Origin of the sequence: Leucobacter sp. VD1, assembly GCF_037150695.1 — a bacterium.
Lineage (GTDB): Bacteria > Actinomycetota > Actinomycetes > Actinomycetales > Microbacteriaceae > Leucobacter.
In genome coordinates this window covers 13786-24845 of record NZ_JBBCPO010000004.1, presented here as the reverse complement: position 1 = coordinate 24845, position 11060 = coordinate 13786, and the positions used below count along the sequence as shown (strand labels likewise).

Genomic DNA, 11060 nt, shown 5'->3' with positions numbered 1-11060 from the left:
CTGCTTGATTTCAGGAAAGCGGCTGGCGAATCAGCGCGCGAGCAGCTCACGGGTGCGCGCCACATCGGCGTGCATCTGCTCCAGCAGCGCTTCGAGGCTGTCGTAGCGCTCCATACCGCGCAGGCGGTGCGCGAAGCGCACCTCGATCCGCTGTCCGTACAGATCACCCGAGAAGTCGAGCAGGAAGGCCTCCACCCGTGAACGGCCCTCAGGTGTGAAGGTGGGGTTGTTGCCGACTGAGATCGCTGCGGGACGCGGATCGGCCTCGCCGTCTCCGATCACGGCCCAGCCGGCGTAAACGCCATCGGCGGGCACGAGCCCTTCGATCTCGCCTCCGAGATTCGCGGTGGGGAACCCGATCTCGCGCCCCCGCGCATCGCCGTGCACCACCTCGCCGCGCACGACGGGCGCGCGGCCCAGCATTGCGGCAGCCGCGTCGACATCGCCCGCGAGCACCGCCTCGCGCACACGCGATGACGAGGCCTGGCCCACCCCATCGGCGGCGACCAGGTCGAGCTGCTGCGCGGAAAACCCGTAGCGCTGCCCCAGAGCTTCGAGCAGGGCGCCATCGCCTGCTCCGCCCGCACCGAAACGGAAGTTGGCTCCCATAATGACGTGCCGCGCGCGCAGGCCGTCGATCAGCACCTCGCGCACGAAATCGTCGGCGGGGATCGCCGCCACAACCTCGTCGAAGTCGATCATCACGCAGTCGTCGACACCTGCCGCCGCGAACCCTTCGAGGCGCTGCGCGCGACTCATCAGCGGTTGCGGGCAACGCTCGGGGCGCAGCAGGCTGAGGGGGTTATTGGCGAAAGTGAGCACGACTGCTGGATGCCCTGCGGTGTGCGCACCTTCGACGAGGGTGCGCAGAATCGCCTGGTGGCCCCGGTGCAGGCCGTCGAACTTGCCGATCGCGACGCTGCTGCCCTCGGGATAGTCGGCCGGCCTGATCGCGTCGAGGCTGGTGATGACGCGCATCAGCGGGCTCCCGCGCCCGCTGATGCGGAACCGGCTGGTCGCCCGGAACGGCGCAACCACAGCAGACCCAGCACGGGCAGCACGAGGGGGATGAAGAGGTAGCCCATGCCGAACTGCGACCAGACCGAGGGGTGCGCGAAGAGCTGAGGTGCGATGAGGCTGAGTGTGCCGACGATGAGCACGCCCGCCAGCTCGAAAACGAGCGCACCCCACGCCACGACACGCCACGCCCTGCCAGCCTCGCTGCCGCCCGCAGCCTGCCGACCCCGACGACCGCTCTTCACGAGTGCGACCGTTGCAACGATATAGACGACTCCGGCGAGTGCCGACAGCGCATATGCTACAGGCGCCTCATCGAACTTCGTGAGGATTTGATAAACCGAACGGAACGTCGCCGCAATCGCCAGCACGAGATACACGGCGATCAGCACCTTGCCCAGACCGCCGAGCCGATCCGTGGCGCTCGTCACGACGGCAGACTGTTCACTGTTGGACCCGGGGTTCGACACGACGCCCAGCTTACCCGCGCCCGCCCAGGGCAGCTCTCAGCCGCCGACCGTCGCGAGAAACACCTCGCCGTGACCGGTGAGCCTGATCGGATCACCTGCCGAAACGTAGAGCGACTGCCCGCGTCTCGCCGACGCGACTTCGGCGAGTCCGTGCTCGCCCTCGGCCCGCCGCTCCACGCGCACCCTCCCAGAAGTCACCACGAGCACCAGCGGGTGCCTCGCCGGCACCTCGACAGCAGGTGCGCTATCGGCAGGCGCCGCCCCTTCGGCGCTCTGCTCGGGATCGCAGAGCCTCGCGCGCAGCAGCGCGAAATCGGGAACATCGGGGCGCCAAGCCAGGAGGCCGCGCGCCACCCGTTCAGCCGCGAACCGCGGCTCGGCGATCTCGTCGGTGTCGACGACCCGGCAGAGCTCGGCGATATCGACATGCTTCGGCGTGAGGCCTGCGCGCAGCACGTTGTCAGACGACGCCATCACCTCGACAGCGATACCGCTCAGATAGGCGTGCAGCTGACGGGCGCGCAAGTACAGCGCCTCACCAGGGTCAAGCCGCACCAGGTGCAGCAGCACCGAGACGAGCACACCCGGGTCGCCGGGATGCGCGCCCACGAGCTCGCGCAGTGCGACAGTACGGGCACTGTCGATACGCGGATCGGCATCGCGAGCTGCCATTGCAGAGCCCGGCTCCTCTGCAGCACCGCACCGCACGGCAGCCGACACACCATCGAGGGCGCTCGCCACAACCGGGTCGCCGCTGAACACCCACTCGAGGAACACCCGCCGCAGCGCCCCGGGATCCGCCCCCCGCAAACGCGCTTCAACCGCTTCAAGCGCCGCAGCACCCTCAGCAGCACCCGCCCTCCGGGCCGCAGCCGCCAGCAGCAGCACCTCACGGCGCGCCTCAGCAAGCGGCCGAAAACCGCTCAAGGCCGTCACTTCGCTGAGCGCAACCAGCAGCTCCGGCTTGTGATTGGCGTCGCCATAATTGCGATGCGGGGCATCCCGCGGCACCCCGGCGGCCTCCTCAGCCGCGTAGCCGGCCGCCGCCTGCGCCCGATCAGGATGCACCTGCAGTGAAAGCGGCGCGCCGATCGCGAGCACCTTCAGCAGAAACGGCAGCGATCCGCCATCGACACCGTAGCGCTCAGGATCACTCTCAACCAGATCGATCAAGGTGCGCGCACCAGCCGAAGCCTTCGCGACATGCGCGGGACTGCCAGGATGCGTGCCGAGCCACAACTCGGCCTGAGGTTCGCCCGTGGGGGCAAGCCCCAACATGTCGGGCAGAGCATCCTTCGACCCCCACGCATATGCGCGGGGGGTGTTCTCGATGAAGATCAGCACGCCACTCCTCATGCCGTCACGGAGGTCCAATGCTCTACCATACCGACTATGGCGCAGAGCAGAACCCGACTCGGCGTGAGCGCATACGCGATCGGCGTGTTCGTGCTCACCCTCGGCAGCAACGGCGTGCGTAACGTCGTGGGCTGGTGGGGATTCCTCGCACTGGCCGTCGCATTCACCGCGGTGGGCATCATGCTGTTCGTGCGCGAGAAGCCGGCGCGGTTCCGCTGGTACCGCCTGCCGGCACCCCTCTACTGGTTCCTGGCACTCGCCGTGTTGTCGATCGCCTGGTCGCAGTACCGATTCGAGAGCGTGCTCGGCGTGCTCGCACAGCTCGCGACCACACTGCTCGCGGTCGTGCTCGCCTTCGTGTTGACCTGGCACGAAGTGCTGCGCACGCTCGGCACGGCACTACGGTACCTGCTCGGGCTGTCCCTGGTGTTCGAACTGTGGGTGTCGCTCGTCATCCGTGAACCTATCTTTCAGAACTTCCTGGTGTTCGTTGACGTGCCCGAGAGCGGTAAACCCTCGAAGCTGCTCTACTGGAGCCGCGACCTGCTCTTCTCAGGCGGGCCCATTCAGGGCTTGGTCGCCAGCTCCGTGCTGCTCGGCTTCCTCGCACTGCTCGGCCTGATCGTCTTCGGCATCCAACTGCGGGCCGGCCTCGTGCGCCCCTTCGCAGGGTGGTTCTGGGTGATTGTCTCAGCCGCGACACTGCTACTCACCCGAGGAGCAACGGTGTGGGTGGCGCTCGCAGCTGTGGCCGTCGCACTCGCCCTTGCTCTGTGGGCCCGGCGGCTGGGCCCGGAGCGGCGGGTGCCGCTCTACGCGACCGGCGGCGCACTGATCGCAGCAGCCGTCCTCGCGGTGTTGTTCGCGCGCGACTTCGTCTTCGGCCTGCTCGGCAAGAGCGGCGACATGACGGGTCGGCTAGAAACCTGGCATGCCGTGATCGGGCTGGCCGAGCAGCGCCCCTGGTTCGGCTGGGGCTGGGTGAGCTACTGGGCGCCGTGGGCCGAACCGTTCAAGTCGCTCGACGTGAAGGCCGGCCTGCCTGTGATGAGCGCACACAACGCCTGGCTCGATGTGTGGCTACAGCTCGGCATCGTCGGCGTGCTCGCCTTCGCCCCGCTCGTGGTGCTCACTGTGTGGCGCGTCTGGTTCCGCGCCGTGGACCCGCCCCGGCGCGGTTTCGGACCACCACTCCCATACGCGACGAGCGCGCTGTGGCCCTTCCTCGTGATGGTGGCGCTCGTGGTGCAGTCGTTCACCGAAAGTCGCCTGCTCATCGAAGGCAACTGGGTGCTGCTCGTGCTGCTCGCCGTCAAATCACGCTTCGACTTCGAACTGCCCTCTCAGGACGCCGAACCGACAGCGCTGCCGTGGCGCAGAGTGCCGATCCCCCGCCGCACCGGGGCGATCGAGCTGCCGCGAGAATCCCCGCGACGGTGACCCCGTGAACATGACCACGGAGCGTCTGCTGCGACTGCGCGCCGACGCCCGTCTCGAACGCGACACCATGATGGAGCATCGCGTGCGCGACGGCGAAGACCCGGCAACGGCCTACGCCGAAGTGCCGGAAGTCGACGATCTCGTGGTGCTGGCCCTGCGCGACGAAATGCTCGAAGATCGCGGGCAACTCGCCGAGTTCGGGCTGGCGCGCCTCGCGGCGCGCTCCGGCGGCCCTGATGCCCAAGAGCACCAACGCAACGCCGATCGCGTGGAGTTCGAACTCCTGCGCGAGATCGCAGCATCGGCACCGATGCTGACGGCCGCGGTCTGGCGAGCCAGTGGAGAACTCGACGTAGCCTGAGCAATCCTCACAATCCATCGGCCTGAAGCGGCCCATCGCCCTGAATCGACTCAGACCCACCGCAGGCGAGCGCACACCCCTAGGGTCGCCCGCCTGCATGTTTCAATGCGCTCAGCTGTCTCGCTCATCGATGAGCTCGTTCACCTGCTCAGCAATCTCATCGATGCGTCGACGCTGAGCGACGAGCTGAGACGAGAGCGCCGCTGTCGACTTCGCCAGCTGCTCGCGCAACAGGGTGACATCGGCGTGGATCTGCTGGCGAGCACGCTGCCCGGGAGAGAAGCGGGGAAGCACACGGTTCAGGGAACTCTGCAGAGCCCGCCCGGTACGGAAGACTGCGCGTCGTAGCGCCGGGGCACCGTTGAGGCGCCCAAGCACACCCGAGAACACGCGGTGCTCAAGATTACGCAGGGCGTAAGCGTCGAGTTCGACGAGGCGTTCACGGTTCAAATCGATGAACTCCCGCAGCTCGCTCCAGATCTCAGGGTGATCGCTCTCCTCGGTGTGCCTGAATGCAAAGGTGGCGTAGCTGTCGAGCAGACGCATGTAGTAGCTGCCGTACTGCTCGGCCAGCTCGTGCATCTCCAGGAAATCAAACAACTCGAAGGCGACAGTGAGGTGATCCTTCGCGGATCCTGCGTTGCCAAACGTCGTAGCCATCGTGCTGCCGGCGCGACGCACATAGTTGTAGACGTGGACTTCTGGGGGCAGGAAATATGCACTGCGGCTCGTGAGGCCGTAGGCGTTCACGAAGTATGCGTCTTCGAAGCGCAGCCCCTCAGGAAACTCGACGCCCCTGTTCTCCACGGCCTCGCGCAGGAACATCTTGTTGCAGACGGAGGCGTCGAGGTCGAGCAGGAGCTCACTCGTGATCTCGTGCAGACCGGAGCGGCGCACCTCGTAGTAGTGCTCGTCCTCGAATTTCTGCATCGCGCTGCGCATGCCGGGCTCGAACACCGGACGGATGCTGCCGACCACGAAGTCGGCACTGTGAGTGAGGAGCGCTTCACGCATCGTTTCGAGCGCATCTGGCTCGTAGTAGTCGTCGCCATCGATGAACGCGACGCACTGGGCGTGCGCGAGCTCGAGGCCGCGATTGCGCGCGATGGCCTGACCGCTGTTCCGCAGGCTTACGAGACGCACCCGTGGGTCGCGGACAAAATACTCTTCTGCAATATCAGCAGAGGCATCAACCGAACCATCATCGACGAGGATGAGTTCAACCTCGGAGATGGTCTGCTGTAGCACCGAGTCGACGCTCTTGCGCAGGTATGCCTCGACATTGAAGAACGGCATCACAACCGACACCAGCGCCGCGTCCTGAGCGCGCTTGCGCTCGATGACGCGTTCGGGGTGCTCGATGAGCTCGGTGATCTCCCGCGCCTGATTCACATCGCAGAACTCGAAATTGAACTCGCCCGATGCGCGGGCTGCGCCGAACTGCTCGGCGGCAAGCTCGATGAACTCGGGCGCAAGATCGGTCTGCAGCCGATCAATGTTCCAGGCGTATGCGCCCCACTTGCACACGCGCAGAATGCGCCAGATCTCGGTGGAGAGCTTACGTTCTGCGGCAAAACGTTCGATCTCGGCATACTCGTCGGAGACGCAGAACACCTTGCCCGGCTGGTTCACCGAGGAGGCCTCGTTGTCGCGGCGGTAGTGCAAATACGCTTCGGAAGTGAACGCGACACGGTGCGCCGAGGCCCACACCTTGAAGGCGAAACTCGTGTCCTGGTAGGACGCACCGGGGGTCGGGAGAAAGTGAATCCCATTCGTTTCAAGGAAGTCGCGGCGGTAGATCGCAGACCAGATCGCCGGCTGCTGAAAGAAGATATGGATGTTCTTCGACGGGTCGATCACCCTCCCCGTCTCGTCTTCGCGGACGAGCTTGATCTTCTCGTCGCTCAGTGCCTTGCGTGCGGGGTCAGCGTAGTAGGTGAAGTAGTTACTCTTGACGACCTCGAAGCCCTGATCCACCGCAATATCGTGCAGCTTCTCGAACATGTCTAGCTCGATCCAGTCATCGGACTCGACAATGGCGATGTACTCGCCGGTGGCGCGTTCGAGCCCTTTGTTCATCGAGTCGCCGTAGCCCGAGTTGGGCTTGTCGATAAGGACAACGCGCGGATCCCGTTGCGCGTACTCCTCGATGATCGCCAGGGATCCATCGGTCGAGCCGTCATTGATGCAAATGATCTCAAGATCGCGGAGGGTCTGGTTCACCACACTGTCGAGACACTCGCGAAGGTACTTCTCGACGTTGAAGATGGGGACAAGGACTGAGATCTGAGGCATATGACTTTCTGATTCGCTTCGGGGTGCCTATCGACTGGGGATGCCGGTTACAGCAGCTCCGAGAGCTTGTTGTTGAACATCGAAAGAGCCGAGCCGATCGCCATGTGCATGTCGAGGTACTGGTAGGTGCCGAGACGGCCACCGAACAGCACCCGGTCTTCACGATCGGCGAGCTCGCGGTACTTGAGCAGGCGATCGCGGTCCTCGGGGGTGTTGACCGGGTAGTAGGGCTCGTCCTCGCGGGTGGCGAAACGTGAGTACTCACGCATGATGACGGTCTTATCTGTGGGGTATTCGCGCTCGGGGTGGAAGTGGCGGAACTCGTGGATGCGCGTGTACGGCACGTCCGATCCCGCGTAGTTCATCACGCTGGTGCCCTGGAAGTCGCCCGTGGGCAGCACCTCCTGCTCGAAGTCGAGCGTGCGCCAGGAGAGCTCGCCCTCGGCGTAGTCGAAGTAGCGATCCACGGGGCCTGTGTAGACGACGGGCACCTTGCCGATCACAGCCGCCTTGTTGAGGGGCTGCGACTCGTCGAAGAAGTCGGTGTTGAGACGCACCTCGATGTTCGGGTGATCGGCCATGTTCTCAAGCCACGCGGTGTAGCCATCAACGGGCAGGCCCTCGTAGGTGTCGTTGAAGTAGCGGTTGTCGTAGGTGTAGCGCACTGGGAGGCGCGAAATCACCTCGGCAGGCAGCTCGGTGGTGGGGGTCTGCCACTGCTTCGCCGTGTAGTCACGGATGAACGCCTCGTAGAGGGGGCGCCCGATCAACGAGATGCCCTTCTCTTCGAGGTTCTTGGCCTGCTTGGTGTCGAACTCCTCGGCCTGCTGCGCGATAAGCGCACGCGCCTCATCGGGCCCGTAGGCGGCGCGGAAGAACTGGTTGATGGTGCCCAGGTTGATGGGCAGCGGGTACACCTCGCCCTTGAAGTTCGAATAGACCTTGTGCTCGTAGGCCGTGAACTTTGTGAAGCGGTTCACGTAGTCCCACACGGTCTCGTTGGAGGTATGGAAGAGGTGGGCGCCGTAACGGTGCACCTCGATACCGGTCTCGGGCTCCGCCTCCGAGTAGGCGTTGCCGCCAATGTGGGAGCGGCGATCGATCACGACCACATTCTTGCCCGCGGACGCCGCGCGCTCAGCGATGGTGAGACCGAAGAAACCAGAGCCGACTACCAGAAGATCCATGGCGACAAGTCTATTCGACCGTTGGTGAGGAAAGCCCCCGGATCAACGACCCTCAAGCGCGGCCGCGATGATGCGGTGAGCCGGGAGAATGCTGCGTCGCTCGGCATCCGAGTCGATCCGCCCCTCGACCAGATCAACGAAGTGCTCGAACTGGGCCGCGAGGGGCTCGAGGCCGGAAACCTCGGGCACCTCCATCTCGGTCATCTGCTTAAAGCCCACCTTGTCGTCGGTGCTCTCGATGTTGGTGTGGCGGTACTTCGTGACGCTGCGCAGCAGCAGATCCACCTCAACCATGGAATCGAGCGACTGCACCACCATGCGGCGCACTTTGCGCTGGCCGATACGGCTGGCCGAAGCGGAGGCGATGCCGCCGCCGGGGAAACGCAGCGTCATGTCGATGACATCTTCTGCGCCCTCCATCGAATCAGGGTGGAAGTAGCCGAGCTCGGCACTCACCGACTCAGGCGTGGCCGCACCGTACAGGTTCGAGATGAGGTCGGCATCGTGCACCAGCATGTCCCAGGCCACGCCGGTCTTGATGCGTGCCCAGTGCGGCGAGTGGCGCTCAGCCCGCACGTAGACAGGCTCGTCGATGAGCTTCTTCGCGGCGAGCACACCAGCATTGAAGCGCTCCAGGAAACCGCACTGCACGGGCACATCACGGCGCTCGGCCATACCGAGGATCTCCTCCGTCTGTTCGAGCGAGGGGCAGATCGGCTTCTCGATGAGCACCGGCAGCCCTGCGTCGAGAATCTCCTTGGCGATGTCGTAGTGGTACTCGGTCGACGCTGCGACCACAACCGCATCCGCTCGCTTGAGCGCCTCATCAGCAGCGGGGAACCAGTCGCCCCCGTACAGATCGGTTGCGGCCCGACCGTTCTGCTCGAAGGGGTCTACGATGCCGACGAGATTCGCACGCGCAGATGCTGAGATGATGCGCGCGTGGTTGCGCCCCATCGTGCCCGCTCCGAAAAGAACGATATTCGGCTGCGCCATCCTGACTCCTCCATTTGCATGCTTTGCGTCCGCCTATCGTATCCGAGGGGCGAAAGTCCGCTCCCCAGTCTACGTTCGCGCCAGGGCTTCCTCCGGATGCGCGGTACAGTTTTCGCATGACCGGACTCAGCGCACGTACCATCGCCTCCGACTTCGCCGCGGATCTCGTAGGCGCCGACCTCACCGTCGCGAAGCCAGCCCCCCTGCTCGACGCCGGGGCGGAGCATCTCACCTTCGTGGGCGACACCTCCCGATTCGCCGAAGCGTTCGAGCGCGCCGCGCTCGCCGGCGCAGTGATCTTCGCGCCGATCGGCACAACTCCCCCCGTGGCTGCCGCAGGCGCCCTCATCCTCGTCGATAATCCGCGAGCTGCATTCGGTCAAGCGGTCGCCCGCTACTTCGCGCCGCACGCCGAAGCCGGCATCGCCGAAACAGCCCGGGTGCACCCGAGCGCTCGCGTGCACAAGACCGCACACGTCGGCGAGTACACCGTGATCCGCGAAGGCGCCGTCATCGAGGCCCACGCCGAGATCCGCGACCATGTGGTCATCGGCCGCGACGTTGTCATCGGCGAACACGCACTCGTCAAGAGCCAGGCCGTCGTCGGCGAAGAAGGCTTCGGCATCGAGAAAGACAGCGACGGCAACAATTTCCACGTGCCGCACATCGGCTCAGTGCGCCTCGGCGCGCACACCGAGGTCGGCAATTTCACGACAGTCTGCTCAGGCACCATTGCCCCCACCGTCGTAGGTGATTACACCAAAATCGACGACCATGTGCACATCGCGCACAACTGCCATATCGGGAAGAACGTGATCATCACCGCCTGCGCCGAAATCTCGGGCAGCGTCGTCATCGAGGACGAGGTATGGATCGGGCCGAACGCGTCGGTGATCCAGGGCCTCACCCTCGGCAAGGACTCGCTCCTCGGTATCGGCGCCGTCGCCGTCAAATCGGTGCCCGCGAACGAGGTGCGCGTGGGGAACCCCGCGAAGCGCCTGGGCGACAATAAGAAGTAGTCTCTGAAACAGACTACGGCCCGCGGATCCCAGAATCCGCGGGCCGTCGTCTGTTTCAGGCTCAGTAGTTCTCGGCTGGCACCTTCTCGAACCACCAGAAGGGATGGGTAAGCACCTGCATCAGCGGCTCCTTGCCGACCCACTCGCCGAAGTGGCCCTCGCGCCAGCGGCCGCTCGAATCGCTCAGATACTTCATATTCGGCATCATGAAGCGGTCCTCGTAGGCGTGGTAAGCCACGCTGTCACTCCACCGCTCAAGCAGCCCGTTCGCGAACTCAACACCGCCCATGCGGGCAGGCTCATGCGAGCTGAAGCCGCCGAGCGGGCGACCCACCGCGGCCTCGAAGACGGCGCGCTGTCGATCCGCCCAGTCAAGATTGTCACTGCCAAGCCAGTCGCAGAGCCCGCCTTCGAGATGCAACTGCACTTCGTGGCCGAGTTGCTCCATCTCCTGCACGATCTGCAGCGATGGCAAACTCAGCAGGTTGTAGCCCCTGGCGTGCACCCGCAGGAAGAAGGTCGAGCTGACCCCCGCGTCGGCATCGACTCGGGCCACACGCAGCGCCTGTTCAATCGTATTGTCGATGTCATGGCGCAACACCATGTGGCGCTCCTGCGGGTTGGCGAGATACTCCTGGAACGAGGTGATCGCGTAGCCGGCCTCGCGGTAGTCCCGCAGAGTATCGGCGTACGACTTCAAGGAGTAGTCGAAGATCTTGGGGGCTGATGCCATGTGCGGATCGCCTTTCAGGTCGGTTCGGCCGCGCAGCCGGGTGAAGCAGCGGGGAAGATCGCGCCCCCATGATACGGGAGAAGGGCGCTCCGGGCACCGATCGGGTCCGGGTTAGGATTATGGGCATGACTTTTGTGAGCCGAGCGGGTTTCCCCAAGCTGTGAATCGCAACAGCTTTCCAGCGTG

At 64.8% G+C, this 11060-nt stretch carries 10 protein-coding genes; 3 read left to right on the top strand and 7 right to left on the bottom strand.

Annotated elements, in window-relative coordinates; translation table 11 throughout:
* Nucleotides 1-30: 30 nt before the first annotated feature.
* From WFL22_RS12100 to manA, 3 genes are all read right to left on the bottom strand, one after another.
* The gene (locus WFL22_RS12100) at nucleotides 31-978 is read right to left on the bottom strand and encodes a bifunctional riboflavin kinase/FAD synthetase (protein WP_336993023.1); all 948 of its coding nucleotides are present in this window, start codon (nucleotides 976-978) and stop codon (nucleotides 31-33) included.
* On the bottom strand, nucleotides 978-1448 hold the full coding sequence (locus tag WFL22_RS12095) for a hypothetical protein (RefSeq protein ID WP_336993021.1): 471 nt from the start codon (nucleotides 1446-1448) through the stop codon (nucleotides 978-980). Before WFL22_RS12095 ends, WFL22_RS12100 begins: the two co-directional genes overlap by 1 nt.
* Nucleotides 1449-1523: 75 nt before the next feature.
* Nucleotides 1524-2831, bottom strand: coding sequence for a mannose-6-phosphate isomerase, class I (gene manA, locus WFL22_RS12090; protein WP_336993020.1), 1308 nt, complete (start codon nucleotides 2829-2831; stop codon nucleotides 1524-1526).
* 48 nt (nucleotides 2832-2879) lie between these two features.
* Here manA and WFL22_RS12085 point away from each other — a divergent pair, with 48 nt between their 5' ends.
* The gene (locus tag WFL22_RS12085; RefSeq protein ID WP_336993019.1) at nucleotides 2880-4283 is read left to right on the top strand and encodes an O-antigen ligase family protein; all 1404 of its coding nucleotides are present in this window, start codon (nucleotides 2880-2882) and stop codon (nucleotides 4281-4283) included.
* A gap of 10 nt (nucleotides 4284-4293) precedes the next feature.
* Nucleotides 4294-4644: a hypothetical protein gene (locus tag WFL22_RS12080; protein ID WP_336653175.1), complete on the top strand. Its 351-nt coding sequence runs from the start codon at nucleotides 4294-4296 to the stop codon at nucleotides 4642-4644.
* A 111-nt stretch (nucleotides 4645-4755) separates the two neighbouring features.
* On the opposite strand, the gene WFL22_RS12075 is transcribed toward WFL22_RS12080, so the two are convergent.
* From WFL22_RS12075 to WFL22_RS12065, 3 genes are read right to left on the bottom strand one after another with little or no spacing between them, the layout of a single operon-like run.
* The gene (locus WFL22_RS12075; protein ID WP_336993017.1) at nucleotides 4756-6939 is read right to left on the bottom strand and encodes a glycosyltransferase; all 2184 of its coding nucleotides are present in this window, start codon (nucleotides 6937-6939) and stop codon (nucleotides 4756-4758) included.
* 47 nt (nucleotides 6940-6986) lie between these two features.
* Entirely contained in the window at nucleotides 6987-8126 is a 1140-nt protein-coding gene (gene glf, locus WFL22_RS12070; protein WP_336653156.1) for a UDP-galactopyranose mutase, read from the bottom strand.
* A 42-nt stretch (nucleotides 8127-8168) separates the two neighbouring features.
* Nucleotides 8169-9122: a Gfo/Idh/MocA family protein gene (locus tag WFL22_RS12065; protein ID WP_336653157.1), complete on the bottom strand. Its 954-nt coding sequence runs from the start codon at nucleotides 9120-9122 to the stop codon at nucleotides 8169-8171.
* A 116-nt stretch (nucleotides 9123-9238) separates the two neighbouring features.
* Between WFL22_RS12065 and WFL22_RS12060 the strand changes: the two genes are divergently transcribed.
* Nucleotides 9239-10141, top strand: a complete 903-nt coding sequence (locus tag WFL22_RS12060; protein WP_336993016.1) for an LpxD N-terminal domain-containing protein — start codon at nucleotides 9239-9241, stop codon at nucleotides 10139-10141.
* Between the two features lie 61 nt (nucleotides 10142-10202).
* Here WFL22_RS12060 and WFL22_RS12055 read toward each other — a convergent pair whose 3' ends face one another.
* Entirely contained in the window at nucleotides 10203-10874 is a 672-nt protein-coding gene (locus WFL22_RS12055) for a GCN5 family acetyltransferase (RefSeq protein ID WP_336653159.1), read from the bottom strand.
* Between the last annotated feature and the right edge of the window lie 186 nt (nucleotides 10875-11060).

Excerpts from the sequence above, each read along its gene's own strand:
- WFL22_RS12075 (WP_336993017.1), bottom strand. The coding sequence starts at position 6,939 with ATGCCTCAGATCTCAGTCCTTGTCCCCATCTTCAACGTCGAGAAGTAC.
- WFL22_RS12060 (WP_336993016.1), top strand. The coding sequence starts at position 9,239 with ATGACCGGACTCAGCGCACGTACCATCGCCTCCGACTTCGCCGCGGAT.
- WFL22_RS12100 (WP_336993023.1), bottom strand. The coding sequence starts at position 978 with ATGCGCGTCATCACCAGCCTCGACGCGATCAGGCCGGCCGACTATCCC.
- WFL22_RS12085 (WP_336993019.1), top strand. The coding sequence starts at position 2,880 with ATGGCGCAGAGCAGAACCCGACTCGGCGTGAGCGCATACGCGATCGGC.
- glf (WP_336653156.1), bottom strand. The coding sequence starts at position 8,126 with ATGGATCTTCTGGTAGTCGGCTCTGGTTTCTTCGGTCTCACCATCGCT.
- WFL22_RS12065 (WP_336653157.1), bottom strand. The coding sequence starts at position 9,122 with ATGGCGCAGCCGAATATCGTTCTTTTCGGAGCGGGCACGATGGGGCGC.
- WFL22_RS12080 (WP_336653175.1), top strand. The coding sequence starts at position 4,294 with ATGACCACGGAGCGTCTGCTGCGACTGCGCGCCGACGCCCGTCTCGAA.
- WFL22_RS12055 (WP_336653159.1), bottom strand. The coding sequence starts at position 10,874 with ATGGCATCAGCCCCCAAGATCTTCGACTACTCCTTGAAGTCGTACGCC.